A 26,943-nucleotide genomic window follows, 5' to 3' on the forward strand; every position below is an offset into this window, starting at 1 on the left:
GCAATTCGCTTGCAAGGTCTGCACGTTGGTCCGAGCAAAGGAGCCGTTCACCGTGCGTATCCCCCGCAGGGCACTCGCCGCTGCCGCCGTCCTCGCCACCGTTGTGCCGCTGAGCGCCTGCGGTGGCGGGTCCGACGCCGGTTCGTCCGACACTTCCGGCAAGGTCGAAGGAAAGATCACCTTTCAGACCTGGAACCTGCAGGCGAACTTCAAGGACTACTTCAACGGTCTGATCGCGCAGTTCGAGAAGACCTACCCGGGCACCGAGGTGAAGTGGGTCGACCGGCCCGCCGAGGGCTACGCGGACAAGATCAGCGCCGACGCCGCCGGCGGCACGCTGCCCGACGTCGTCAATGTCTCCCCGGACCTGGTCGCCCCGCTGGCCAGGGCGGGCCTCGCGCTCGACCTCGACAAGGCGGCGGCGAAGTACCAGAAGGAGTATCTGCCGGGTGCCTGGGCGAGCCATCGGATACCGGGCATGGAGGGCACGTACGCCTTCCCCTGGTATCTCAACACCGGCCCGCTGTTCTACAACAAGCGCCTCTTCCAGGAGGCGGGCCTCGACGCCGAGAAGCCTCCGAAGACATACGACGAGGTCTTCGACGCCGGCCTGAAGATGGCCGACAGAAGCAAGGGAAAGATCGCGACCCTCGCGAACGTCCCCACCATCGAGGACTTCGGCCGCTACGGGGTCGCGCTGATGAACAAGGAAGGCAACGGCTTCGCCTTCAACGATGCCAAGGGTGTCGAACTCCTCACCCGCTACAAGCAGTTGTACGACGCCAAGGCGCTCGACTCCCAGGCGCTGACCGCGACCCCCGAGTCCTCCGGCAAGAAGTTCCTCACCGAGGCCGTCGCGATGAACCCGGGAAGCGCCCTGGACCTCGGCAACTTCAAGAAGCAGGCGCCGAGCCTCTACAAGAACATCGGCATCACCGACCAGATCAGCAGCACCGGCAAGGCCAATATGTACGTCATGGGCGTGATGGTGAACTCCAAGTCCCGGCAGAAGCCCGCCGCCGTCGCCTTCGCCCACTTCGTGACCGACGCGACCCGCCAGATGGAGTTCGCGAAGAAGGTCGCCATCTTCCCGAGTACCGCGGGCTCGCTGGACGACCCGTACTTCACCAAGGAGGACGGCACCGACGAGACCCGCGTGCGCATCGCCGCCGCCAAGTCGCTGAAGACAGCGGTCAATTACACGCCGGTGCTGTTCAGCGAGCAGATGAAGACCGAGCTGCGCAATGAGGTGGCCAAGGCGCTCCAGGGCAAGGAGAGCCCCAAAGAAGCGCTTGACAACGCTGTCAAGTCCTGTGACCGGCTGCTGCAGCAGAGCTGAGCCGAGTCGGTGATGAAGACCCCCACCGCCTCCGAGGCGATCTCGTCGGACCTGACCACGACAGGCCCCGCCGCCCGGAGCCCCGGCTCCGACGGCGGTCGGCGCGGCCGGCCCGGCCGCGGGATCAGGCGCCATCTGCCCACCAGCCCCTGGCTGTTCGCGGCGCCGGGCCTGCTGATCGCCGGTGCGTTCAGCGTGTATCCGTTCTTCAGTACCCTGGTCAATGCCTTCACCGACCGGCGGACCCTGGTCCCCGGTGAGTATGTGGGCCTCGCCAACTTCGAGGAACTGATCCACGACGAGATGTTCTGGACCGGGCTGCGCAACAGCACCCTGTACGTCCTCGGCGTCGTCCCCGCCCTGGTGATCCTGCCGCTGCTGCTCGCCATGCTCGTACAGCGTCGTGTCCCCGGCATCACCTTCTTCCGCTCCGCCTTCTACACCCCCGTCGTCGCCTCCATCGTCGTGGTCGGCCTGATCTGGGTGTGGATGCTCGACGACCGGGGGCTGATCAACGCGGTGCTGGAGGCCGTGGGAATCGGCAAGGTCGGCTTCCTCAGCGACCAGTGGCTGCTGCTCGGCAGCGCGATGGCGGTCACGGTCTGGAAGGGCCTCGGCTACTACATGATCATTTATCTGGCCGCGCTCGCCAATGTCCCGCGCGAGCTGCACGAGGCCGCGGCGGTCGACGGAGCAGGTCCCGTACGCCGCTTCTTCACCGTCACCGTGCCCGCCGTCCGCTCCACCATGGTCCTTGTCGGGGCGCTCTCCTCGGTCGCCGCGTTCAAGGTGTTCTCCGAGGTGTACCTGATGGCAGGACCCAGCGGCGGACCCGCGGGCGAGGACACCACACTCGTCATGCTCGTCCAGCGCGTCGGCACCGGACTGACCGGCCGCGTCGGCTACGCCTCCGCCATCTCCGTGGTCGTTTTCGTCGTCACCGTCGCGCTGATGCTGCTGGTGCTGCGTACCGACCGAAAGCAGGACGCGTGAGCTTCATGAAGACCGCCGACGCGGACGGCAGGCGCATCCCCGCCTGGCAGCTCGTGCTGCGATACGTATTGCTCATCGCCGTCCTCGCGCTGACCGTCGGACCCTTCCTGTGGCAGCTGTCCACCTCGCTCAAAGGCCCGCACGAGGACATCTTCAGCTCCCCGCCGAGGTTCCTGCCGAGCGAGCCGACCCTCGACAACTACACACGCGTCGCCCACACCATCCCGGTCTGGGACTACGCGCTGAACTCCCTCAAGGTCGCCTCCGCCAATGTGGTGACCAACTGCGTCGGCGCATCGCTGGCCGGCTACGCGCTCGCCCGCCTGCGCTACCGCGGGCGCAGAGCCGCGACGCTGGCGTTCATCCTCGCGATGCTCGTCCCCGTCGAGGGCATCATCATCGCCCAGTTCACGACCATGCGGGACCTCGGCCTCAACAACACCCTGGTCGCCGTGCTGCTGCCCGGCTCCATCGCCGCGATGAACGTGCTGCTGATGCGCAACGCCTTCCTCAATCTCCCCTACGAGGTGGAGGAAGCCGCGTTCGTCGACGGTGCCAACGCCTGGCAGCGGTTCCTGCGTATCGCCCTGCCCTCGGTCAGGGGCACCCTCGCCGTGGTCGCGATCTTCGCCTTCATGGGCGCCTGGGACGACTTCCTGTGGCCCCTGATCGTGCTGAGCGACCCGGAGAACTTCACCCTGACCATCGGCCTCAACTATCTGCACGGCACCTTCGCCAACGACGAACGCCTCGTCGCCGCGGGGACGATCATCGCGGTACTCCCGCTGATCATCCTCTTCGCCTGTCTGCAGCGTTTCTTCTTCCGCGGCGTCGGCGAAGGCGCAGTGAAGGGCTGAGCCCCGGCCGCCACCGCACCAGAGAACCAGGACACCCCTTGCGTATGAGCCACTCAGCGCCGCGCTTCGGCGCCAACTACACGCCCAGCCAGGGCTGGTTCCACCACTGGCTGGACTTCGACATCGACGCCGTACGCGCCGACCTGGACTCGATCGCCGGTCTCGGCCTCGACCACATCCGGGTCTTCCCGCTCTGGCCGCTCTTCCAGCCCAACCGCACCCTCATCCGGCCCCGCGCCGTCGAACAGCTCGTGCAGCTCGCCGACGCCGCCGCCGAACGCGGTCTCGACGTCGCCGTGGACGGCCTGCAGGGGCACCTTTCGAGCTTCGACTTTCTGCCCGCCTGGACCCGGACCTGGCACCGGCGCAACATCTTCACCGACCCGGACGTCATCGCCGGGCAGACCACCTATCTGCGCACGCTCGCGGCCGCACTCGCCGACCGGCCGAACTTCATCGGCATGACCATCGGCAACGAGATCAACCAGTTCGCGAGCGGGCCGCACCCCGACCCCGACCGCATCACGCCCGAACAGGCGGGCCGTTGGCTCCGTCTGCTGCTCGACGCCTGCGAGGAGGCCGCGCCCGGCCGGATGCATCTGCACGCCGAGTACGACGCCGCCTGGTACCAGGACGACCAGCCCTTCACCCCCGCCCACGCGGCACGCATCGGCTCCGCGACCGCCGTGCACTCCTGGGTCTTCAACGGCACCGCCCAGCGGCACGGGCGCAAGGGAGTCGCGACCGAGCACCACGCCGCGTATCTGATCGAGCTGTCCAAGGCTTGGGCGCTCGATCCGCACCGGCCCGTCTGGCTGCAGGAGGTCGGTGCACCCGCGCCACTCGTCCCGGCCCAGCACGCTGCCGCCTTCACCGAGGCGACCGTGGCCAACGCGCTGGACTGCGAAGACGTCTGGGGCGTCACCTGGTGGTGCTCCCACGACGTGTCCCGATCGCTGGCGGACTTCCCCGAACTCGAGTACAGCCTCGGCCTGTTGACCAACGACCGGCAGGTCAAACCGGCCGGGCGGGCGATCGCGCGCATCGTCGAGGAGTGGCGGGGGAAGGAACACAGTCCCGCGCCGCGTACCACTGCTCTTGTCGTCGACACCGGCGACGACGGGGCGGGATCCGCGCGGTCCTCCTGCGCGCCCGGTGGCCAGTTCTTCGAGGCCTTTGCTCGGCTCACGGCGGGGGGTGTTCGGCCTGCCGTGGTTCTGGCGAGCCGGGCGGAGGACGAGGAGCACCTGGTTGCACGAGGCATCACCGAAGTGGTCAGCCCGGATCAGGTTGACGCATGAGGTTTCCCCTACCCGCCCTCCTCCTACGGCCTGGCGGCCGTGGGAGGTACCCCCATCCCGAACCATGGGCTCCGCCCCTGGACCCCGTATGCGACCTTCGGCCGCATGTCCTCAAACGCCGGACGGGCTGAAATGTGCGGCCCTGCCGCATACCCAGCCCCGCCGGCAGTTGAGGAGCGGGGTCTGGGGCGGAGCCCCGGTCAAGAAACGGAGCGCATCATGACCCCCCACCCCAGCCGACGCGCCTTCCTCACCGCATCCGCGGCGGCGGCCCTGGTTCCGGCTCTCCTGCCGGGCGCCGCGTCCGCCGCGACGAAGGCCGTCAGCGCGCCGTACGCCGGCTACTGGTACCCCGACACGTTCCCCTCCGGCACGCCGGGACAGGGCATCACCTGGCGCAGCCTGAAGGCATGGCGCGCCGAGGACGACGCCGACCTCGCCTTCAACAAGGCGGCGGTGCCGCTGGCCAAGCGGTTCACGCCGATGCCCGTCAATGCCACCGCACGCGATGGGCAGGCCCGCATTCAGTCGCTCGTGTCCTTCGGGCCCACGTCGAGCAACCCCTCCCAGGGCGCTGCCACCGCCGACTACTACGCCCTGACCCACTGGTCGTACCTCGACGAGCTGGTCTTCTGGGGCGGCTCGTCGGGGGAGGGGCTGATCCTCGCGCCCAACGCCCCGATCGTGGACGCCGCGCACCGCCACGGCGTGCCGGTCCTCGGCAATGTCTTCCTGCCGCCCGTCGCCTACGGCGGTGATCTGCGCTGGACCCGGGATCTCGTCCAGAAGGACTCCTTCGGCAGATTCCCGCTCGCCGAGAGGCTCGTGGCTCTGGCCACGGCCTACGGCTTCGACGGCTGGTTCATCAACGCCGAGACCGGCGGCGGCAACAGCGCACTCGCGGCCGACATGATCGGCTTCGTGAAGGAACTGAGGAGTCTGGGAACGCCGAAGGGCCTGCGCGTCTGCTGGTACGACTCGATGACCGTGAACGGCTCGGTGAGCTGGCAGGGCGCGCTGAACGACCGCAACAAGCCGTTCTTCCAGGCCGCAGACTCCATGTTCGTCGACTTCCGCTGGTCGCGGTCCTCGCTCGCCTCCTCGGGGCAGAGTGCCCAGCAACTGGGCCGCAGCCGCTATGAGTTGTGGGCCGGTGTCGACGTCGAGGCAAACGGCTGGAACCGGTCCGTCGACTGGGACGCCATCATCCCCGAGAAATCGGCCGACGTCGTCTCGCTGGGCTTCTACCGGCCCGAGTGGACCCGCAATCACCTGCCCACAGGCCGCACCCCTGCTCAGTTCCACGCCGCCGACGACCGGTTCTGGAGCGGGCAGTCGCTCGACCCGTCCAAGCCCACACCCGGGGACGCCTGGCGGGCTCCGGCCTCGGCCGTCGCCGACCGCTCGACCGTGGACGGCGTGCCCTTCGCCACCGTGTTCAACACCGGCCACGGACTGCGCTGGTACGAGGGCGGCAAGGTGACGTCGGAGGCCCCGTGGAACCACCTCGGTGTCCAGGACCGCCTCCCCTCCCGCCAGTGGGTCGTGCGCACGAACGGCCAACGCCCCTCGGTCGCCTATGACTTCGCCGACGCCTGGCACGGCGGCAGCAGCCTCCTCGTCCACGTCCCGCTGGGCGCGCCCGCCACGGTGGACCTGTACGCGACCCGGCTGCCGCTCACCACGGACACGGTCATCGAGCTCACCCACCGCGCCGACACCGGCCGGGGCACCGTCGAGCTCGCGGTCGCCGTGGCCGAGCCGTCCGGGCCGGGCAAGCCCCATCCGTACACCTATCGCGCCGTGGGCACCCTCGGCCCGGGCAGCGACTGGACCACCACGACCGTGCGGCTGACCGGTCTGTCCGGGACCGTCCGCGCCCTCGGTGTCCGCCTCACCGCGAGCGGCGGACCCGTGGCATGGCGGCTGGGCGCCCTGGCCGTCCGCGACAAGGCCGCCCAGAGCCCCGCCGCGCCGTCCGGGCTGCGGATCGCGTCCGCGACAGGCGGCGATCTGCGCTTCGTGTGGCAGACAGCCCCCGGTGCGGTGCGGCACTACGCACTGCACCGTGTCCTGCACGACGGGACGCGCCGCTTCCTCGGCGCGACCTGTCAGCGAGCCTTCTTCGTACCCGGGCTCACACCCGAGCAGGGTGAGCGGTCCGCGCGGTTCGAACTGCGCGCGGTCGGGGAGCTCTACATCACATCGACCCCCGCGACCGCAGTCCACCCCTGGTAACCACCACCGCAACCCTCGGAGCAGCCCCGCATGCATGACGACCGCAGCCTCGTCGAAGCCCGCCTCAAGCGCGTACTCGACGAGCGCATCCGACCCGCCGTGTACCCCGAGTCCGTACCCCTCCAGGTGGCCGTCTGGAACGCGCCGGGGGAGCCCGTCCCGGTCGCCGAAGGGCTCGCCGCCTCGCCGGGGCCGATCGCGGTCGGCGACATGTGGGGCGCTCCCTGGGGCACCAGCTGGTTCACCGTCACCGGGACCGTGCCCGCCGAATGGGCGGGCAGGACGGTGGAGGCGATCCTCGACCTGGGCTTCGACGAGAACATGCCCGGCTTCCAGTGCGAGGGCCTGGTCTACCGCCCCGACGGCACCCCGGTGAAGGGGCTCAACCCGCGCAACCAGTGGGTGCGCATCGGTTCGCCCGTCGAGGGCGGCGAGGCGGTACGGCTGCACATCGAGGCAGCATCCAATCCCGTCATCCTCGACTACCGCCCCTTCCGGCCGACGCGGCTCGGTGACAAGGAGACGGCGGGCACCGAACCGCAGTACACGCTGGCGCGTATGGATCTCGCCGTCTTCGACGAGACGGTGTGGCAGCTGGTGCTCGACCTGGAGGTGCTGGGCGAGCTGATGCACGAGCTTCCCGTGGAGGGCGCCCGCCGCTGGGACATCCTGCGTGCCGTCGGGCACGCCCTCGACGCGATCGACCTCCAGGACGTCAATGGCAGTGCTGCCGCCGCCCGTTCACGCCTCGAAGAGGTCCTGTCCACCCCGGCCGCGCCCTCGGCGCACCGGATCAGCGCGGTCGGCCACGCCCATATCGACACCGCGTGGCTGTGGCCGCTGCGCGAGACCGTGCGCAAAGTCGCCCGTACGACAGCGAACATGACGGCCCTGCTGGAGGACGAGCCGGACTTCATCTACACCATGTCGCAGGCGCAGCAGTTCGCCTGGATCAAGGAGCACCGCCCCGAGGTCTACGCCAAGGTCAAAGAGGCCGTGGCAGAGGGACGGTTCGTGCCGGCCGGCGGCATGTGGGTCGAGTCCGACACCAATATGCCGGGCTCGGAGGCGATGGCCCGGCAGTTCGTGCACGGCAAGCGCTTCTTCCTCGACGAGTTCGGCATCGAGAACGACGAGGCATGGCTGCCCGACACCTTCGGCTTCGCGGCCGGTCTTCCGCAGATCATCAAAGCGGCGGGCTCCAAGTGGCTGCTGACCCAGAAGATCTCCTGGTCGCAGACGAACAAGTTTCCGCACCACACCTTCCAGTGGGAAGGCATCGACGGCACCCGGATCTTCACCCACTTCCCGCCCGTCGACACCTACAACTGCTCGATGAGGGGCAGCGAGATCGCCCACGCGGAAAAGAACTTCAAGGACAAGGGCGTCGCCACACACTCGCTCGCGCCCACCGGCTGGGGTGACGGAGGCGGCGGCACCACCCGGGAGATGGTCGCCAAGGCGGCCAGGATGCGCAGCCTCGAAGGCTCCGCGACCGTCCGGTGGGAGACGCCCGCCGACTTCTTCTCCAAGGCCGAGGCCGAATACCTCAATCCACCGGTGTGGGTGGGCGAGCTCTATCTGGAGCTGCACCGGGCGACGCTCACCAGCCAGGCAAAGACCAAGCAGGGAAACCGCAGGAGCGAGTCGCTGCTGCGCGAGGCCGAGCTGTGGGCCGCGACCGCCGCCGTACGCACCGGATTCCCTTATCCCTACGAGCAGTTGGACCGGATCTGGAAGACGGTACTGCTGCACCAGTTCCACGACATCTTGCCCGGCTCCTCGATCGCCTGGGTGCACCGCGAGGCGGAGAAGACGTATGTGGCACTCGCCGGCGAACTGGACGGGATCATCGACGCGGCGCAGCGCGCGCTCGCCGGTGACGGCTCCAGCACGCTTGCCTTCAACGCCGCGCCCCACCAGCGGCACGGCGTTCCGGCCGGAGGCGCGGCCGTCGCCACCGGCGGCGACCCGGCCCGGCTGATCCCGCGCGAGGGCGGCGGCTTCATCCTCGACAACGGCCTGCTCCAGGTGGAGATCGACGGACGCGGCCTGATCGTGTCGGCGTACGACATCGCAGCGGAGCGCGAGACGGTCGCCCCCGGCCAGGCGGCGAATCTGCTCCAGATCCACCCCGACTTCCCCAATATGTGGGACGCCTGGGACGTGGATGAGTTCTACCGCAACACCGTCACCGACCTGACTCGGGCCGATGAGGTCACGCCTGTCGCGGGCGAGGCCTCCGCCGGGGTGCGCGTCGTCCGCAGCTTCGGCGACTCGAAGGTCACCCAGTTGCTGACCCTGGCCGCCGGAACCAAGCGGCTCGACATCGACACCGAGGTCGACTGGCACGAGACCGAGAAGTTCCTCAAGGCGTCCTTCCCGCTGGACGTCCACGCCGAGCGCTACGCGTCGGAGACCCAGTTCGGCCACTTCCACCGGGCCACCCACACCAACACCAGCTGGGAGGCCGCCAAGTTCGAGGCCTGCAACCACCGCTTCGTCCATATCGAGGAGCCCGGCTGGGGCGTCGCACTCGTCAACGACTCGACGTACGGCCATGACATGACCCGTACGGTGCGTGCCGCCGACTCCGGTACGACGACCACGCTCCGGGTCTCGCTGCTGCGGGCCCCGCGCTTCCCGGACCCCGAGACCGACCAGGGTGTGCACCGCTTCCGCCATGCCCTGGTGCCCGGTGCGGCGATCGGTGACGCGGTCCGCGAAGGCTTCCGGATCAATCTGCCCGAACGACGGGTGGCCGGAGGCGCGGAGGTGGCGCCGCTGGTGACGGTCGACAACGACGCGGTGGTCGTCTCTGCGGTGAAGCTGGCGGACGACGCCAGTGGCGATGTCGTCGTACGGCTCTACGAGTCCCACGGCGGCCGGGCACGGGCCCGCCTCACCCCCGGCTTCGAGGTGGCGGCGGCAGTGGCGACCGACCTGCTGGAGAGGCCCCTCGCCGACGCGCCGACGCCCGAACTGGCCGACGGCGCGGTGAAGCTGAGCCTGCGGCCCTTCGAGCTGGTCACGCTGCGCCTGGCGCGGTCGCGGGCCTGATCGCGCGGCTCAGGAATCGATGGCGGGGGCCCGGTCCCGGTAGGGGCTGGGAGGCTGCGGGATCCTCTGGAGGGAGGTCACGTCGAGGGCGAGGGCGGCAGAGGGCGTTCCCAGGGTGCCCTCGTGATGCCAGGTGCCGGTGACCTTTGCCCAGGTGTCGGCGGGCGGCGCCGTCACGCCGTGCATCGTGACCGTCAGGGACTGGGAGTCGGCGGCGCAGCAGGCCACCAGCAGCCGGGTCAGATCCCAGGTGCCGTTCTTGCCCGGTGTGACGAAGCCCGACAGGACCACGGTGCGGTCCTTGAGGGCCTGGTGGTCGTCCTGCTGCGCCCGGGCGATGAACTCCGTCAGCGAGAGAGGCGCGGGGCCGTGCGCCGGCAGCGGGTCGAAGCGGTCGTAGTCCTCGACGACCTTGGCGTTGTCGCGGGCGGCTGTGTACGAGCCGAGTGCGGGGGGCGCGTGGAACAGGAGGGCGAGCGCGGGCAGGAGCAGCAGCCACGCGATGCGGGGACCGTGCGAGTGATCATGTCCGTGCTCGTGCTCCGGAACGTGCTCCTGCTCGTGCTCATGTCCGGGTCCGTCCTCAGCGGGTCCGTCCCGTCCGGGTCTGTCGCGCGCCGCGCCGGTCAGGCCCAGCGCCATCAGGCAGACGCCCGAGGCGATCACGTACGGCTGCAGGCCCGCCTTGACATACCGCAGGACGATGTCGCTGAACAGGGAGACCCGCAGGACCCCGGCCCCGGTGAGCAGGAGCAGCCCTGCCTGGAGGGTGCGCTTCACAGCAGCCACCACCCGGTCAGTGCGCTGCACACGACAGCGGTGATGGCCGTGGCCGTCGAGAACCGTACGGCGAAGGCCCGGCCGAAGGTCCCCACCTGCAGGGCGATCAGTTTGAGGTCGACCATCGGGCCGACAACCATGAACGCCAGCCGTGCCGTGGGGGAGAAGCCGGTCAGCGAGGCGGCCACAAAGGCGTCCGCCTCCGAGCAGACCGCCAGGACGACGGCCAGGCCCGCGAGGAAGAGCACCGACATCCAGGCCGAGCCGGAGAAGGTCTCGAGCACCGAGCGCGGCACGGTGACATTGAAGGTGGCGGCCGCCATGGCGCCGAACACCAGGAACCCTCCGGCGTGCAGGAAGTCGTGCTGGAAGCCCAGGCGGAACTCGTCCCAGCGGCCGTGGCCGCTCTGGTGCCCGGTGTGCCGGGACGGCATCCGCAGCCACTCGGAGCGGCCGAGCCTGAGCCACAGCCAGCCCATGGCTGCGGACGTGGCCAGCGAGGCGATCAGCCGCGCGACGACCATCTGAGGACTGCCGGGGAAGGCCACCGCCGTCGCCGCGAGCACGACCGGGTTGACCGCGGGTGCGGAGAGGAGGAACGCGAATGCGGCGGCCGGAGTGACACCGCGCCGGATCAGGCTGCCCGCAACCGGCACCGACGCGCACTCGCAGCCGGGCAGTACGACGCCCGCGGCGCTCGCCACCGGCACCGCCAGCGCGGGGTTGCGCGGCAGGATCCGTCTGAAGGCGTGAGCGGGGACGAAGGCGTTGACGGCGCCGGAGATCAGCGTGCCCAGCAGGAGGAACGGCAGTGCCTGTACGGCGATGGCCACGCAGATCGTCTGCCAGGCCCGGAAACTGGGATGGGTGAGCCACTGGTCGGCGCCGAGCAGTCGGCCGAGCGCGACGAGGAGAAACAGCGAGACCGCTCCGGCGACGACAACAGAGGGCACGAGGCGGTCAGGCGCGGTCTGGGGGATGGGCTCGACGGCCTGCCCGCTCAGCGGCCGCTCCGCCAGTTCTTCCGTATTGGGCACATCTGCTCCGGTTGTCCGTGACAGGGCATCACGATAACCAGGAGATCGGTGCGCCCTGCATACGTTGAAACGCGAACATGTGACCGATACCAGGTGATCTCCGGCTCCGAACCGCGGAGCTTCCCCTGTGCCGGACTTCTCCGACAGGCGGTGCCGCTGACCTACGAGCCGTTCCGGTACGCGTTCGCCGGCGCTGTGAGCGAGGATGAGGCGAAGGAGCTGTACGAGAAGTTCGCGGTGCCCGCGCCGAGCGCGCCGCTCTGCCAGGGCGCCGCCGCCAACCTCGACCCGTGGACGGAGGCCAGGTCGCCAACACCGCTCTCACCTGCGTACGTCGCTTCGTCCGACCGAGAGGACAGCAGCTCATGAGCAGTTTCACGACCACCGACGGCACCGAGATCTACTACAAGGACTGGGGCAGCGGGCAGCCCGTCGTGTTCAGCCACGGCTGGCCGCTCAACGCCGACGCCTGGGAAGGGCAGTTGCGGCTGGTCGCCGAGAACGGCTTCCGTGCCGTCGCCCACGACCGGCGGGGCCACGGCCGCTCCGGCCAGCCATGGCAGGGCAATGACATGGACACCTACGCCGATGATCTCGCCCAGCTGATCGAGTCGCTCCATCTCAACGAGGTCATCCTGGTCGGGCACTCGACCGGCGGCGGCGAAGTGGCCCGCTACATCGGCAGGCACGGCACGGCCCGCGTGGCCAAGGCCGTACTCCTCGGCGCCGTACCGCCGCAGATGCTGAAGACCGACGCCAATCCGGAAGGCCTGCCCATCGACGTCTTCGACGGCATCCGGGCGGGCGTCGAGCGCGACCGGTCGCAGTTCTACAAGGACCTCAGCGAGAGCTTCTACGGGGCGAACCGGCCCGGCTCGTCCGTCTCCCAGGGCACCCGGGACGCGTTCTGGCTGCAGAGCATGCAGTGCGGTCTGAAGGCCGCGTACGACTGCATCGCCCAGTTCTCGGAGACCGACTTCACCGAGGACCTGAAGCGGATCGACGTCCCCACCCTCGTCGCCCACGGCGACGACGACCAGATCGTGCCCATCGTCGCGGCCGCCCACAAGTCCGTCCAGCTGGTAAAGGACGCGACGCTCAAGGTCTACCCCGGCGCACCGCACGGTCTGACCGGCGACTACGAGCAGGCCTTCAACGCCGATCTGCTCGACTTCATCAGGGGCTGACGGCTCCAGCGGCAGGGCGCAGTCGGCCACGGGTGATGTGCAGATGTGGCTCACGCCAGCGTGATCGCGTACACCTCGACCCGAGGGTCGTCCGGCAGCGTCACCGAGCGCAGTGTCTTTGTCCCGTCGAGCGTGACCGTGCCGCCGAACAGCCGCACCGGGGGGCCGTCCACGCCCTGTCCGTCCTTGATGCGGTGCGGCATGTCGAGCACGACCGTGCTGCCGGACGGTGTGGAACCGGCCCAGTCGCCCACGGTGACCGGCACATCCGCACTGCTTCCGTCCGTGTAGCGGACGGTGAGCGTCGTCGCGACCGGACCGTTGTGCGCGGCGGCGACCAGACGCAGCGAGGAGCGTGCCCCCGTGGGAAGAAGCAGCGCCTGGCCGCGGGCCTCGACGAAGTTCCCGGCCGTCCCCGACGCATCGGGCGCGTTGTACGTCACGCCGTTCCAGACGACCGGACCGGCCTTCGGCAGCAGGTCGCCGTCGTAACTCCAGCCAAGGCCGTCGAAGTTGCCCTGGCCCGGCTGCTCCTTCGTCGCCGTACCGTCGTGGTTCATGGCGCCGCCCAGGTCCACCGCACACTGCCCGGTCCCGGCTCCCGCACAGCTCGCCGCGGTCCGCACATCCACGGTGGCCGTACGGACGACGGGCGCGATGCCCTGCGCCGTGACCGTGATCTGCACCGGATACGAGCCGACCGCGGTGCCCGGCGGCACCGTCACCGCGAGCGGGACCGTCGTCTGCACCGGCAGACGGCGGGAGGCGAGAGTGAGGGGCGAGGATGTTTCCACGGCCCAGCCCGCGGGGGCCTTGGCAGCGAGGGACACGCGTACATCTCCCGGCGACTGGGCCAGTACGTCCAGCGAGAGGTGGGCGGTCTGTGCGCCGTCGCCCGCCGGCACGGCGTCCGATGCGGTGCGCAGCGAGGCGTCGACATGCCGGCGGCTGTCGGCTGCGGCCGCCGCGCCCACGGACGGAGGCTCGGCGTTCTTGCCGGTGCCCCACGCCGACGGCCGGGTTCCGAGCCGGTGGGCCAGCCGCCCGCCGCGCGCGATCGCGTCCCAGTCCAGCCAGGTGGTGGCTACGTCCTCGCCGTTCAGGGCCACGCTCTGCACATAGCGCCGGTCGTCGCTCGCCCCGGGAGCACTGATCTCCAGCGTGCCGCCCTGCTTGTGGCCGTACTGTCCGATCCTGACCGTCGCCGACTCGAACTGCGGGCTGGACAGCGCCAGGAAGTCGGCGCCGCTCATCGTCGGATAGAGACCCAGCGACGAGAAGACGTACCAGGCCGACATCGTGCCCAGATCGTCGTTGCCGGTCATGCCGTCCGGGCCGTTGGTGAAGAGCGTCATCGCCGCGCGCGTGACGGTCGCGGTCTTCGCGGGTGCACCCGCCCACAGATACATGTACGGGGCGTGCAGATCGGGTTCGTTGTTGGGGTTGTAGGTGGGCTTGCCGTAGTAGTCGTAGGGCTGGGAGATCCAGTCGTTGCGCGCGGTACCGGCCGGGTCGGTGAGCAGTTTGTCGTGGACGAAGAAGGCGTCGAGCCGCTTCTCGGCGGCCTTCCTGCCGCCCATCAGCGCGACAAGCCCGGCCGGATCCTGGGGCACCAGCCACTGGTACTGGTGGGCGCCGCCCTCGTGGAACTGATGGCCCGCCTCGACCGGGTCGTACGGCGTCACCCACGTCCCCTGCGTCGTACGGGGGCGGAACTGTCCGATCGAGGAGTCCCACAGGTTGCGGTACCACCGGCCGCGTGCGGCGAACGCCTTGGCGTCGGCCCGGTGGCCGAGCCCACCGGCCATCAGGGCCAGCGAGGCATCGGCTGCCGCGTACTCCAGGGTGGCCGACGCGGGGTGGTTGCAGTCGTTGTCGCCGCCCTTGTCGGCGCAGTCCTTGCCGAGGGCGAGACCCGAGGGGATGTAGCCGCGCTCGCGGTAGAAGCCCACGCCCGAGCGGCCGTTGTACGGGGATTCGGCGGGCGGCGTGCTCGTGGCGTTCTGCTTCAGCAGCGCGTACGCCTCTTGCTCGTGCCCGGCGAGCAGGCCCTTCGACCAGGCCTCGACGAGGAACGGGGTCACCGGGTCACCGGTCATGATGTTGGTCTCGCTGTTGGCGAGCGCCCAGCGCGGCAGCCAGCCGCCGTCCTTGCCGATGGCGACCACGGAGAGCGCCACATCGCGGGCGACACCGGGCTGAAGGAGTTCAAGCAGCTGGTTCTGCGGGCGGTAGGTGTCCCACAACGAGAGGTTCTGGTAGGGCGTATGGCCGTTCGCCGTATGGGCTTTGCGGTCGAAGCCGGTGTAGCGGCCGTCCACGTCGCCCGCCAGGTTGGGGTGCAGTTGTGCGTGGTAGAGCGCGGTGTAGAAGGCGCTCTGCCTCTCGTGCGAACCGCCGCCGATACGGATCGAGCCGAGCTGCTCCTGCCAGCTGCGGTGCAGGGCGGCGCGGGTGGCGTCGAAGTCGTACGAGTCCTTCGTCTCCGCGGTCAGATTCCTGCGGGCGCCTTCGAGGCCGGTGTACGAGAGGCCGACCTTCACCACGACGTCCTTGTCGGTGCTCGCGTCGAAGCTCACCCACGCGCCGTTGCCGCCTTCGCCCGCGGCGTCCCGGCTGCCCGGCTCCGGGGTCGAGCCGCGCCAAGTGCCCTGGGTCTTGAAGGGCCGGTCGAAGGTGGCGGTGAAGTAGACGGTGTGGTCGTCCTTGCCCGCGCAGAAGTTGCCCGCGTGCACCCGGCCCTCGACAGTGCGGTCTCCGACGACATGCACTTCGGAGTCGTACACCTTCTGGTTGGCCCTGCCGGTGTTGAACAGGACGTTGGCGGCGCCGGTCGAAGGGAAGGTGTAGCGCTGCCAGCCGGTGCGCTGCGTTGCTGTGAGCTCGGTGTCGATGCCGTATGTCTTCAGCTTCACGCGGTAGTAGCCGGGCTCGGCCTGCTCGTCGTCGTGGGAGTACTCCGAGCGGTAGTCATCCGGGTTCACGCGGTCGACCGCACCGGTGGTCGGCATGATCGGGAGCTCGCCCGCGACGGAGCAGCCCACGCCGGACAGATGGGTCTGGCTGAAGCCATGGATCCTGTTCTGCTGGTAGTCGTAGCCGCCCTGGCCGCCGGTGTCCGGGCTGACCTGGACCATCCCGAAGGGCGCGCTCGCTCCGGGGAAGGTGTTGCCGAAGTTCTGGGTGCCGACGAAGGGGTTGACCAGACTCGTCGGGTCGGCCACCGGTGCGGCGGCGGCACTGACGGCGGCCGGCCCGCTGAGAGCGCCGGTCAGCAGGGCGCCAACGGCCAGGCTGGTCACGCAGTTTCGGATCCGGCCGACTGACCGTCGCATAGGGCCACCCCTTGTTGACAACGTTGTCTGATTCGGGCTCGGGAAAGATGTCACGGCCGCGCAAACCTGTCAACGGCCGTCCACGGCACGGTCGCCCGGCCATACGGTGGCGCTACGGGCGCTACGGGCGCTACGGGGCATCAGGCGGGGCACCGGATTCCGCCCCGGAGATCTCACGGAGAAGCGCATATGCCATACGGATGTCCCGCGAGTTGGGGGTGCGGAAAAGGCTACGGTCCGGTTAGTGCAATCCTGAATGAGTTGACGGTGGGATCAACCGGACTGCTGTTTTCGATATGACTTGTTGGTGAGTAGGGTGTGCTCGCTGCCGTGGATCAATGGAAGGGATCCGGCTTAATTCTGCGTGGCCGGAATCTGTGCATGGGTGGTGTCGTCTGCAGGAGCGGGGAGGGGTTCATGGCTGCTGGCTCGTTCGAGGGGCAGTATGTCTGGCATCCGGCTGCCGATGACCGCCAGCTGGCTCAGGCCTGTATCGATGTGAAGGCCGGCCGGTACCTGAGCGCGCACGAAGCCCTCCTGGACGCGCGCCACGATTTCGAAGTGCGGGCCCATCGCTCCCTGGTGCTGGCGTCCGAGGCGGCGGACTCCGATCTTGCCGAGCGGTGGCTGGACGAGGAGCCGGGCCCGGAGTCGGCACTGCTGTGGGCGCGCGTGGCCATGCTCCGGGCCTTACGGATGGCCGATGCCCATGACCGCCGGGCGGGAACGCTCGTGGGGATAGCGCAGGCGGCAAGCGAACGGGCGGCGCAGATGCTGCCGCAGGACCCCACTCCATGGGTGGTCCAACTGGCCCTGTCCCGCCTCAAGCGCCCCCGGGACCCGGCCCCCAACGGCTTGCTGACCGCGCCGCCGGGACCCTGGCAGCTGTTCGCCCACATCCTCCGGCTCGACCCCTGGCACCGCGAGGCGCACCACCGATTTCTTGCCTTCTTCTTCACCCGCCACGGCGGGACGGCGAGTGCGCGCTGGGACGTCGCCTCCTTCCTCAGTCACCGGGCCCCCGCCTCCTCCGCGTTGAGGCTGTTGCCGCTGGTCGCCCTCGTCGAGGACTACGACGCCTCGGCCCTGCTGGCCGACCGCACCTGGGAACAGCCGCAGTGGCTGGCCGCTGCGAGGGGCAGTTACAACAACTGGTTCCCCCAGGTGGCCGACTACCGGTTCACTCCCGTACTCGACCTCTCGTATCTGGCCCACGCGCTCTTCATGGCGAAGCGCGAATTCGAGGCTCGGGAGGTGCTCACGGCGATGGGGCCCTATGCCTCACGTATGCCGTGGAGTGCTTTCGGTGCCCCGGCGGACCAGTTGACCAGAGCGAGACGCTCCTGCGGGCTCCCCATTCCCAGTGCGGCATGACATTGCTGCACGAGATGTTCCCTCAATGAAGCCGACCAGTTCTCTCACCCCCAATGAGAAAGGCTGCGATTGTGTCCGAGCGTACGTCTGCCCTTCGCTCGAAATACCGTCAGGATGCGGAGTCGGTCGCCCTCGACGACGACGCGACACTGCACGCCATGGGCTATCCCCGGAAACTCACCCGCAGATTCCGGGCGTTCGACAATTTCGCCATCTCCTTCACCATCATCAACATCATCTCCGGGATCTTCTCGGCGTTCGGCTTCGGCATGGGCGCGGGCGGGCCGCGGATCCTTGTCTTCGGGTGGATCGGCGTATCGGTCATGGTGCTGTTCGTCGGGGCGGCGATGGGTGAAATCGCCTCCGCCTACCCGACTAGTGGCGCGCTGTACTTCTCCGCGGGCAAGCTCGCCAAGCGGCACCGCGGAGCCTGGTCCTGGTACACGGGCTGGCTGAACTTCGTCGGCCAGGTGGGCGGCACCGCCGCGACCGGTTACGCCGCGGCCACCTTCGTCCAGGCCTTCATAGTCATGCAGTGGCCGGGCTACGAGGTCACGGCGCAGCGCACGGTGCTCATCACGGCGGTGATCCTGGTCCTTCAGGCGCTGGCCAACACGTACACGGTGCAACTGGTCGCCGCCCTCAACCGGATCTCCGTGTGGTGGCTGCTGATCGGCATGGTGGTGATCGTCGTCGCCCTGACCGTGAAACCGGCGCACCATCAGTCGGCCTCCTTCGTCACCCATTTCGCGAACAACACTGGTTTCACCAATGGCATCTACGCCGCAATGCTGGGTCTGCTCGTGACCAGCTGGACCTTCACCGGTTTCGACGGCAGTTTCCACATGTCCGAGGAGACCGTGAAGGCGACGGTCAACACGCCCAAGGGCATCATGCGGGCGATCTCCTACTCCGCGGGCGCCGGGCTGATCCTCATGCTCGCCCTGGTGTACGCGATCCACGATTACGCAGCCGAAGCGAGCGCCGCAGCGCCCCCGGTGCAGATTCTCATCGACGCGCTCGGCATGGGCACAGCGAAGCTGCTTCTGCTGATCGTGATCGGCGCCATGCTCTTCTGCGGGCTCGCCAACATGACCAGCAATACCCGCCAGATCTTCGCCTTCTCGCGCGACGGGGCGATGCCCGGCTCCCGTTGGTGGCATTCGGTGTCCCTGCGGACCCGTACACCGGTCAATGCGGTGTGGCTCGCCGCGGCCTGCTCCATGGCGCTGATCATTCCTGCCTGGTGGTCGCACACGGCCTTCACCGCCATTGTGAGCGTCAATGTCGTCGGACTCTATCTCGCCTACGGAGTGCCGATCTTCCTGCGGCTGCGGCTCGACGACTTCCAGCCGGGACCGTGGAACCTGGGCCGTTACGGCAAGCCGGTGGGCGTGATCGCCGTGACCTGGATCGTCTTCAGCAGCGTGCTGTTCATGCTGCCCCAGGTCTCTCCGATCACCGGAACGACGTTCAACTACGCGCCGATCGCACTGGGAGTTGTGCTGTTCATCGCCACGGTGTGGTGGTTCGCCACCGCCCGCCGCCGCTTCCAGGGGCCGGTCAGCTACGGCAGCCCCGACGAAGTGGCCGCCATGGACCTGATCTGACCGCCGGCACAACCACCCCGAGGCCGCGCACGGCGGCCACACCCACCACCATCTGAAGGGACGAAAGAACGTATGAACCCCCTCGGCGAAGCCCCCCAGTCACCTGCCGCCGTCGAGCGCGCCGCCGGGAGCACGCCCGGCGGCGCGGGCGGACTCACCGTCACCGCAGCCTCGTTGGAGGACTGGCACCAGGTGGCGGGGTGGGCCGCCGAGGAGGGGTGGAATCCCGGCCGCGGCGACGTCGCCTGTTTCCACCCCACCGATCCCGCGGGCTTCTTCATCGGCCGCCTGGGCGACCGCACGCTCTCCGCCGTCTCGATCGTCAACTACTCGGAGCAGTACGCCTTCCTCGGCTACTACCTCGTCCACCCCGACCACCGTAGGCAGGGCCTCGGCCTGGCGACCTGGCGGGCCGCCTTCCCGCACGCCGGGACCCGCACCGTCGGCCTGGACGCGGTCCCCGAGCAGCAACCCACTTACATGCGCGCCGGGTTCAAGTCCGCCAACGACACCCTCCGCTACGGCGGCCGCCCCGAGCGGTCCACAGCCCCCGTGCCGGACGTCGTGCCCGTCACCGCGGCCCATGTCGACGCGATCGCTGCGTACGACCGGCAGTGCTTCCCCGCCGACCGGCGTGCCTTCGTCGCGCGATGGCTCACCGCGGCGGGACATGTCGCCTACGCCCGCCTGCGTGAGGGACACCTCAGCGGCTACGGAGTGATCCGCCCGGCCCGCGACGGCCATCGCATCGGGCCGCTGTTCGCCGACACGCCCGAGGACGCCGAAGCGCTCTTCGACGCCCTCACCGCGCATCTCGGGCCCGAGGACGAGGTCTCCATCGACATCCCCGAACCCCAGCACGCCGCGGGCGCCCTCGCTACGGCGCGCGGCCTCGAAGCGCGCTCGCACACGGTGCGCATGTACACCGGGCCGGTCCCCGAGATCCGGGCGGAGCGCACCTTCGGCGTCACGACGCTCGAACTCGGGTAGCGGCACCGGGCGGTTGAGCCCGGCGGGCCGACGGGCTCACAGGCTCGGTGTGAAGGTGGACCAGGAGGCCGCGTCGGGCTGCGAGGCCGATGAGCCGCTGGACGACTCAGGGGACGACGAGCCCGACTCCGGTTGTTCCGACGAGGGCGACTCCGATGAAGGCGACGAGGACGACGGGGACTCGGGCGACGGGGGCTTCGAAGAAGGCGACGTCGGGGGGCAGGGGCTGCTCGACCCGGGCGAGGGCTGTGCCGGGGGCGGGCAGGGCGACGAGACACCCGCCGACGGCGAAGACGTGTTCGGGGACGGCGACGTGGGCGGCCGGGTCACGGGCGGCGAGACCTTCTTGTCGTGGCGTCCGTGCTGGTCACCGGCCTTCCGCCCGAACCATTCCCCCTGGTTCGGGTCGAAGACGACAAAGATGTTGATCACGGTGACGGAGGGCTGAACCTGCACCACCTTCGTGGTCTGGAAGCCGGACCACGTGGGGCCCGTCAGCCTGGCGTCGCCCTGCACCTTTTTCGGCTCCTGCAGCGGATTGCCGCATGCGCAGCGCACTCGCGGAACGCCGTGGTCGTCGACGAGGACGGCCGTACCCGCCTGCAGCACCGACTGATACGTGGTGGGGCCGCCGTTCTTGTAGCCGTGATTGGTGACCCGGGTGTCATAGCTGAGCCGAAGGGGGGTCAGCGAGCGCAGATAACCGGGCACCTGGTCGGGGCTGATGCCCAGGACCGAGGCGAACGCGCTGTTCTTGGCCGGAGTCGCGGAGAGATAGCCGATCTGTTTCTCCACGTTGCAGCTGGTCGTATGCCGTGTTCCGCCGTACACGCCGGCATCCGAGCCGCTCAGCTTTCCCGCCCGCGGGGCGGGCGGGTCCTTGGGAGGGGGCTCCTTGTCCGTCGACGGGGGCGTGTACGGATCATCACCCGCCGCGTTGACGGGGTCTCTGACGATCTCCCCGGCCGCGGCCGTGCCGCCTCCTCCGGGGCGCGTCAGGACAAGGGTCAGGGCCACGACGGCGATCAGCGCGGCGGCGATCGTCGCGATTCTGGGGACGGACCGCCACCAGGGGCGTTCGGGCTCCCCGCCCGGGCCCTGTGCCTGCCCGCCTCCTCCGGTGCCGCCCGGTCCACCGCCGCCACCACCGGTCGGGGGTCCCGGGGGAGTGCCGGGCGGAGGCGTCGGGCCTTGCTGCGTCGGGCCCGAGAGGGGGCCGGACGGGGGTCCTGTGGGGCGGTCGGACGACGGCGGTTGGGCGCTCACGGGCCCTTCCTTCCAGCGTAGGAATGTCCGGCGCAGGAGTACGTCAGCGCCGGAAACTCGACACAGCAATGCCGGTGAATACGGGCAAAAACGAAAAATGCCTACTATCGCGCATACCGAGCCCATTGTGTGCTCCACACCTGGACGGCCCGCAAGCCGACGCGGTCGGCCCACCACAGCGGGCGCAGTGCCGCAGCCCTGCTTAGCGTGGCAGCGTGAGCTTCCAGGAGACCGGCCGCCGGAGCCGTACGACGCGTTCCTCCCCCGGCTGGGGCGACGCCCTGGTGGCGGTGCTCGCAGGGGTGATCGCCCTCTTCGCCACCGCCGCACTCGGCCTGTGGGCCGCAGGCGCCGCCGACCTTCCCGGAAATGCCTTTGGAAGCGTCGCCGCGGCCGTGGTCGTCATGGCCGTCGGTGGCTCCGTGGAACTCTCGGGCGACGCCGGATTCATCGCCGACACCAAGGCCGACCTCAGCGTGCTGCCACTGTCGGTCACCCTCGCCGGCGCCCTCGTCATCGCCGCCGGCTTTCTGCGGCCGCTGCGCAACCGTGCCGTCGCCGGGACCCGTGAACTCGTCGGCTGGGCCGCCCGCTTGGCGGTGCTGTGGGCGCTGGCGCTCATCGGCCTCGCAGCGCTGGCCCGCCACACCTTCGACATCCCGCTCGGCGAAGGAACGATCGGCGACATCGGCGACCTGCTGGACGCCTCGCCCCAGGTCGGATTCCGCGCCGACATCCCGCTCACGCTCGTCCTCGGCCTGGTCTGGCTCGCGGGCCTCCTCGTCCTCGCCCTGCTCGTATCGCGCAAGGCCCCGCTCCCCGCCCGACTGGTGCGCTTCCAGGAGTCGGTGCGCCCGGCCGCCTTCGCCATGGTCGTGCTCCTGCTCGCCTATGTCGTGGTCGGCGTGGTCATCGGACTCGTCGTCGCGGCGACCCGGGGCCACACCGCCGAGACCTTCGCCGTGATCCTGCTCGGACTGCCCAACCTCGTCTGGCTCGCCCTCACCCTCGGTCTCGGCGCCTCGTGGGAGGGACGGGTCGAGGGTCCCTTCGGGCTGCCCATGCCGCAGGTGCTCGACTCGGTTCTCCGTACGCCCAAGGACTCCACACTCAATGTCGGCTCGCTCGCCGACTACGACGAGCGGGCGTGGTGGCTCGTTGTCGTGGCCGCGGTCCTGGTGCTGGGTGCCGCGTTCGTGATGGCCGTGCGTTCACCTGCCCGGATGCGAGCCTGGCAGCACGCCGTTCACATGGCCGTGGGGCTCACGCTCACGGTGCTGACCATCTGCCTCGTCGTTCCGGTCGACGCTCACTACGGCCTGTCCCTGCTGGGCATCGGCGACATCGCCGGCGGCCTGAGCGGAGTGGTGACGCTGAAGCCGCAGCTGTGGGCCGCGCTCGGCCTGGCCGTCCTGTGGGGACTGGTCACCGGCTTCCTCGGCAGTCTGCTCGCCTCCCGCGTGCACCGCAGGGGCGAGATCTGATCCGCCGGCCGGACAGCCGTCACACACCGGGCCCGAGCCCGGGGAACACCGGCCTCGCCCAGGGCGGCGGCAGCGGCGGCGGCCCGGGTTCCTGAACTCCCTTGGCCACGCGGACATCCACCCGCGTCGGCGGATGGCCGCCACCCGCCTCCCGTACGGCGCCCGCCGTGCGCAGCGCGGACACGAACGCGAGGCAGCTGTCGTAGCGCTCGTCGGGCGACTTGGCGAGAGCCCGCGCCAGTACGCCGTCGACCGCGGCCGGGAGATCGGGGCGCTGCTCGGTCAGCGGCGGCGGGGGATCGTACTGATGGGCCCACAACAGCGCCATGTCGTCGTCGCGCTGGAAGGGCGGGGCCCCCGCCATCATCTCGTGGACGACACAGGCCAGGCTGTACACGTCGCACCGGCCGTCCACCGGGCGGCCCGAGATCTGCTCCGGGGCCACATAGTCGAGGGTCCCGACGAACTGGCCGACCGTGGTGAACCCGGTCAGCGACAGCGACTTCTTCGTCAGCCCGAAGTCGGTGAGGTAGACGTGCTCGGGGTGGTCGCTGTCCGTGCCCGCCGCGACCAGGATGTTGCCCGGTTTGACGTCCCGGTGCACCAGATCGTGGTCGTGGGCGGCGTCGAGCGCGGACGCCACCTGTGCGGCGATCCGGCCGGCCGCACGTACCGAGAGCGGCCCCTTTCGGTCCAGGAGGGCGCGCAGATCCTGTCCGGCGACAAAGCGCATGGCGATGTAGAGAATGCCGTCGGTCTCACCGGCCTCGAAGATCGGCACGATGTGCGGGTGGTCGATGGCGGCGGCGACCCGTGACTCGTGCGTGAAACGCTTGCGGAAGGTGTCGTTGCGGGCGAGTTCGGGGGCGAGCAGTTTCAGCGCGACGGTGCGGTCGAGCCGCAGGTCCTTGGCGCGGTAGACGACCGCCATGCCGCCGCGGCCGATCTCGCTCTCGACGAGATAACCCGCGATCTGCTTTCCGAGCAGCTCGGAGGGCCTTCCGGTGGGCAGGTCGTCGTCACGCGGGGCACCGGCCATCAGGGCTCACCGGGCCGCGTGGGCGGATGGCCGGGGGAGTCCCCGACGGGCGGCACCGGACGGGTCTCCTCCGCCCTGCCCGACTCCGGCGCGACCTCGCCCGGGCCGACCACTCGCGTCGCTTCCGCCGGCGCCGCGGTACCGGTCCCCGACGGCGAAGTCCCGGCAGCGGGTCCCGACGGCGTCGCGTACGTCCGAAGGCGCGTCCCGTCGCAGTAGACCCACCGCTCGTGCTCGGCGTCGTACAGCCAGACCGACTCACCCTCCACGACCATGCCCACCCGCAGCCCCCGCGTCCGGCGGTGGAAGGTCTCGCCGTCCGCCCGCCCGGCCGCCAGGTCCTCCGCCGCGCTGCGGTACTGGCCCAGAGTCTCCTCGACGCGGGCCATCAGCGGCCGCGGATCCGCCGTACGGGCCATCGGCCGTCCGGCAGCCGGGGGTTCCTGCGGTACGGAGACCAGCAATCGGCCGTCCACCCACGCCGACCAGCCGTTCGCGCACAGGATCTGCCCCCAGTCCCCGCGCCGCTCCAGCAGTTGTACCGGCAGCAGCGGGTCCAGCGGCTCGGTCGGCCGGGACACGTCCGGGGCCTCCCAGGCGGGCAGTCCGTCCTGGGGGACGACATGTGTCGGGCGGAAGTCCTCGATCGTCATCGGTGATCCCGCCCCTACTTCCGCATGATGGCGGGTTCATGGCGGCGCAGCAGCTTCGCGACCGCGTATCCGAAGACGACCGAGAGGACCACCATCATGCCCATGTTGAGCAGCCACACCGCGGCGTCGTGCTCGAAGAGCGGGTCGGTGGTCAGCTTGCCCGGGACGATCCGGTGCAGTCCGATCGTTCCCGCCATCGCTCCCAGCGCCCACCGGGAGGGCACCAGCCACGCCAGCTGCTCGACCCCGGGGACCCCGTCCAGCTTCAACAGCGCGCCGCAGAACACGACCTGGACGATGGCGAGGAGCACCAGCAGAGGCATCGTGACCTCTTCCTTGCGCACCAGCGCGGAGACCAGCAGGCCGAGCATCATCGCGGTGAAGGACAGCAGTGCCACGGCCAGGGTGATCTCCACGAGCGGCGGCATCAGCACCCCCTCACCGCCCGGCGCGGAGAGGTCGACGCCGCCGAGCCCGACCAGGGTCAGGACGACCGCCTGCAGCACGGTGATCGTGCCGAGGACCACGACCTTGGACATCAGATACGCGGATCTGGACAGCCCGACGGCGCGTTCCCGCTGGTAGATGACGCGTTCCTTGACCAGCTCCCGTACAGCGTTGGCCGCGCCCGTCAGCACCCCGCCCACACACAGGATGAGCAGCGCGTTCATCGCCGTCTCCTGGGTCAGCGTGCTGCCCGCCAGGGCGCGGGTCATAGCGCCCATCACGAAGGGCAGCGCGACCATGATGACCAGGAAGGTCCGGTCGGCGCCGAGCGCGGCCGCGTACCGGCGCACCAGGGTCCACAACTGTGTCCCCCAGCTCTGTGCCTTCGGCGGCGGAGCGATCTGGGCGGCCACCTGGTCCTGCGGCAGCACCGGCTGCGTCGTGGAGTTCGCGATGTACTGCCGGTGGAAGGGCGAACCGCGGTACGTACCCGCCCAGTCCCGGTCCTGGTCGTTCTCGAAGGCCTCGAACGCCTCCGGCCACTCCTCGAAGCCGAAGAAGGCCAGCGCGTCGTCCGGCGGCCCGTAGTAGGCGATCCGGCCACCGGGCGCCAGCACCAGCAGCCGGTCGCAGACATCCAGGCTGAGGACGCTGTGCGTGACGACGATGACGGTGCGGCCGTCGTCGGCGAGGCCGCGGAGCATGCGCATGACCGAGCGGTCCATGCCGGGGTCGAGTCCGGAGGTCGGCTCGTCGAGGAAGAGGAGCGAGGGCTTCGTCAGCAGCTCGAGGGCCACACTGACCCGCTTGCGCTGGCCGCCGGACAGACTGTGGATCGGCTGGCCGACCCGCTGCTCCAGGCCCAGCTCACGCACCACCTCGGCCACCCTGGCCTGCCGTTCGGCCTTCGCGGTGTCCTGCGGAAAGCGCAGTTCGGCCGCGTAGCCCAGGGCTCGGCCCACACCGAGCTGCGAATGCAGGATGTCGTCCTGCGGTACGAGTCCGATGCGCTGGCGCAACTCCGCGTAGTCGCGGTACAGGTCGCGTCCGTCGTACAGGACGGTGCCCTGGTCGGCGGGCCGCAGGCCGGTGAGCGCGTTGAGAAGCGTGGACTTGCCGGCGCCGCTGGGGCCCACCACGGCGAGCAGGCACTTCTCGCCCACCGGAAACGACACGTGGTCGAGCAGTGTCTTACGGCCCCGGTCCACCGACACCGCCAGGTCCTGGACGTCGAGCGAGACCTCGCCGGTGTCGACGTACTCCTGCAGCTCGTCACCGACGAGACAGAAGGCGGAGTGGCCGATGCCGACGATGTCACCGGGCAGAACCGGCGCGCGGTCGACCGGCTGGCCGTTGAGGTAGGTGCCGTTGTGCGAGCCGAGGTCGATGATCTCGTACGTGCCGTCAGGATGCGCCTGCAGCTCCGCGTGCCTGCGCGAGACGACCAGATCGTCGATGACCAGCTCGTTGTCGGGGCCGCGCCCGATGCGTACGGTGCGCACCGGCAGCGGCCGTACGGTGGTCGGCTGCCGGAACGTACCCGTCGCTGACGGCATGGAGACCTGGGACGGGCGGTCCGGCTCCCGCAGTACGGCGGCCGGGGGATCCCGGCCGATCAGAACAGCACGCGGTCCGTCCGCGGGATTGCCGAACCTGATGACGCTGCCCGGGCCGACGCCCCATTCGTGGATCCGACGGCCGTCGGCGTACGTGCCGTTGGTGCTGTCCTCGTCCTCGATCGTCCAGTGCCCGGCTTCGGTCCGCAGCACCGCGTGGTGCCAGGACACCCGGGCATCGTCGATGACGATGTCGCTCAAGGGGTCGCGCCCGACGTGATAGTCCCGGCTCGGACTCATCACCGTGGAGCCCGCGTCGGTTTCGAGGACGAGTTCGGGCGCAATCGGCGCGACAGGCCGCTCTCCCATGCTCGAATTCTAGCGATTGGTCCACATC

At 69.6% G+C, this 26,943-nt stretch carries 19 protein-coding genes; 12 read left to right on the forward strand and 7 right to left on the reverse strand.

What is annotated here, in order from left to right; genetic code table 11:
• Nucleotides 1-52 precede the first annotated feature (52 nt).
• From OG905_RS35665 to OG905_RS35690, 6 genes are all read left to right on the forward strand, one after another.
• A complete protein-coding gene (locus OG905_RS35665) occupies nt 53-1,339 on the forward strand; it encodes an ABC transporter substrate-binding protein (protein WP_328680924.1) in 1,287 nt (428 codons plus the stop codon).
• Between the two features lie 12 nt (nt 1,340-1,351).
• The gene (locus tag OG905_RS35670) at nt 1,352-2,332 is read left to right on the forward strand and encodes a carbohydrate ABC transporter permease (RefSeq protein WP_328680926.1); all 981 of its coding nucleotides are present in this window, start codon (nt 1,352-1,354) and stop codon (nt 2,330-2,332) included.
• A 5-nt stretch (nt 2,333-2,337) separates the two neighbouring features.
• On the forward strand, nt 2,338-3,189 hold the full coding sequence (locus tag OG905_RS35675; RefSeq protein ID WP_328682775.1) for a carbohydrate ABC transporter permease: 852 nt from the start codon (nt 2,338-2,340) through the stop codon (nt 3,187-3,189).
• Nucleotides 3,190-3,233: 44 nt separating this feature from the next.
• Nucleotides 3,234-4,490, forward strand: coding sequence for a glycoside hydrolase 5 family protein (locus tag OG905_RS35680; RefSeq protein ID WP_328680928.1), 1,257 nt, complete (start codon nt 3,234-3,236; stop codon nt 4,488-4,490).
• 219 nt (nt 4,491-4,709) lie between these two features.
• Complete coding sequence (locus OG905_RS35685) at nt 4,710-6,728, forward strand: endo-beta-N-acetylglucosaminidase (protein WP_328680929.1); 2,019 nt, start codon at nt 4,710-4,712, stop codon at nt 6,726-6,728.
• 30 nt (nt 6,729-6,758) lie between these two features.
• A complete protein-coding gene (locus tag OG905_RS35690) occupies nt 6,759-9,788 on the forward strand; it encodes an alpha-mannosidase (RefSeq protein ID WP_328680931.1) in 3,030 nt (1,009 codons plus the stop codon).
• Between the two features lie 9 nt (nt 9,789-9,797).
• Here OG905_RS35690 and OG905_RS35695 read toward each other — a convergent pair whose 3' ends face one another.
• The gene (locus tag OG905_RS35695) at nt 9,798-10,568 is read right to left on the reverse strand and encodes a TIGR03943 family putative permease subunit (RefSeq protein WP_328680932.1); all 771 of its coding nucleotides are present in this window, start codon (nt 10,566-10,568) and stop codon (nt 9,798-9,800) included.
• The gene (locus tag OG905_RS35700; protein WP_328680934.1) at nt 10,565-11,605 is read right to left on the reverse strand and encodes a permease; all 1,041 of its coding nucleotides are present in this window, start codon (nt 11,603-11,605) and stop codon (nt 10,565-10,567) included. Before OG905_RS35700 ends, OG905_RS35695 begins: the two co-directional genes overlap by 4 nt.
• A gap of 195 nt (nt 11,606-11,800) precedes the next feature.
• On the opposite strand from OG905_RS35700, the gene OG905_RS35705 reads away from it, so the two are divergent.
• Together OG905_RS35705 and OG905_RS35710 are read left to right on the forward strand one after the other, a co-directional pair.
• Complete coding sequence (locus tag OG905_RS35705; RefSeq protein ID WP_328680936.1) at nt 11,801-11,974, forward strand: hypothetical protein; 174 nt, start codon at nt 11,801-11,803, stop codon at nt 11,972-11,974.
• Nucleotides 11,971-12,792 carry an alpha/beta fold hydrolase gene (locus OG905_RS35710; RefSeq protein WP_328680937.1) on the forward strand — a complete coding sequence of 274 codons (822 nt, stop codon included), beginning with the start codon at nt 11,971-11,973 and terminating at the stop codon, nt 12,790-12,792. Before OG905_RS35705 ends, OG905_RS35710 begins: the two co-directional genes overlap by 4 nt.
• Nucleotides 12,793-12,842: 50 nt before the next feature.
• On the opposite strand, the gene OG905_RS35715 is transcribed toward OG905_RS35710, so the two are convergent.
• Nucleotides 12,843-16,127 carry a GH92 family glycosyl hydrolase gene (locus tag OG905_RS35715; RefSeq protein ID WP_328680940.1) on the reverse strand — a complete coding sequence of 1,095 codons (3,285 nt, stop codon included), beginning with the start codon at nt 16,125-16,127 and terminating at the stop codon, nt 12,843-12,845.
• Nucleotides 16,128-16,544: 417 nt separating this feature from the next.
• Between OG905_RS35715 and OG905_RS35720 the strand changes: the two genes are divergently transcribed.
• The 3 genes from OG905_RS35720 to OG905_RS35730 all read left to right on the forward strand — a co-directional run bounded on the left by OG905_RS35720 (nt 16,545) and on the right by OG905_RS35730 (nt 20,101).
• The gene (locus OG905_RS35720; RefSeq protein WP_328680941.1) at nt 16,545-17,501 is read left to right on the forward strand and encodes a hypothetical protein; all 957 of its coding nucleotides are present in this window, start codon (nt 16,545-16,547) and stop codon (nt 17,499-17,501) included.
• Nucleotides 17,502-17,659: 158 nt separating this feature from the next.
• Complete coding sequence (locus tag OG905_RS35725) at nt 17,660-19,111, forward strand: amino acid permease (protein ID WP_328682776.1); 1,452 nt, start codon at nt 17,660-17,662, stop codon at nt 19,109-19,111.
• A gap of 72 nt (nt 19,112-19,183) precedes the next feature.
• A complete protein-coding gene (locus OG905_RS35730; protein WP_328680943.1) occupies nt 19,184-20,101 on the forward strand; it encodes a GNAT family N-acetyltransferase in 918 nt (305 codons plus the stop codon).
• Nucleotides 20,102-20,137: 36 nt separating this feature from the next.
• Here the strand turns inward: OG905_RS35730 and OG905_RS35735 are convergent, their stop codons facing one another.
• A complete protein-coding gene (locus tag OG905_RS35735) occupies nt 20,138-21,367 on the reverse strand; it encodes a DUF6777 domain-containing protein (protein ID WP_328680945.1) in 1,230 nt (409 codons plus the stop codon).
• Nucleotides 21,368-21,582: 215 nt separating this feature from the next.
• On the opposite strand from OG905_RS35735, the gene OG905_RS35740 reads away from it, so the two are divergent.
• Nucleotides 21,583-22,851, forward strand: a complete 1,269-nt coding sequence (locus OG905_RS35740) for a streptophobe family protein (protein ID WP_328680947.1) — start codon at nt 21,583-21,585, stop codon at nt 22,849-22,851.
• A gap of 19 nt (nt 22,852-22,870) precedes the next feature.
• Here the strand turns inward: OG905_RS35740 and OG905_RS35745 are convergent, their stop codons facing one another.
• From OG905_RS35745 to OG905_RS35755, 3 genes are read right to left on the reverse strand one after another with little or no spacing between them, the layout of a single operon-like run.
• Entirely contained in the window at nt 22,871-23,890 is a 1,020-nt protein-coding gene (locus tag OG905_RS35745; protein WP_328680949.1) for a serine/threonine-protein kinase, read from the reverse strand.
• Entirely contained in the window at nt 23,890-24,543 is a 654-nt protein-coding gene (locus tag OG905_RS35750; protein ID WP_328680952.1) for a hypothetical protein, read from the reverse strand. Before OG905_RS35750 ends, OG905_RS35745 begins: the two co-directional genes overlap by 1 nt.
• A gap of 14 nt (nt 24,544-24,557) precedes the next feature.
• Nucleotides 24,558-26,915 carry an FHA domain-containing protein gene (locus OG905_RS35755; protein ID WP_328680953.1) on the reverse strand — a complete coding sequence of 786 codons (2,358 nt, stop codon included), beginning with the start codon at nt 26,913-26,915 and terminating at the stop codon, nt 24,558-24,560.
• Between the last annotated feature and the right edge of the window lie 28 nt (nt 26,916-26,943).

This window comes from Streptomyces sp. NBC_00322 (assembly GCF_036147535.1).
Classification (GTDB): domain Bacteria; phylum Actinomycetota; class Actinomycetes; order Streptomycetales; family Streptomycetaceae; genus Streptomyces.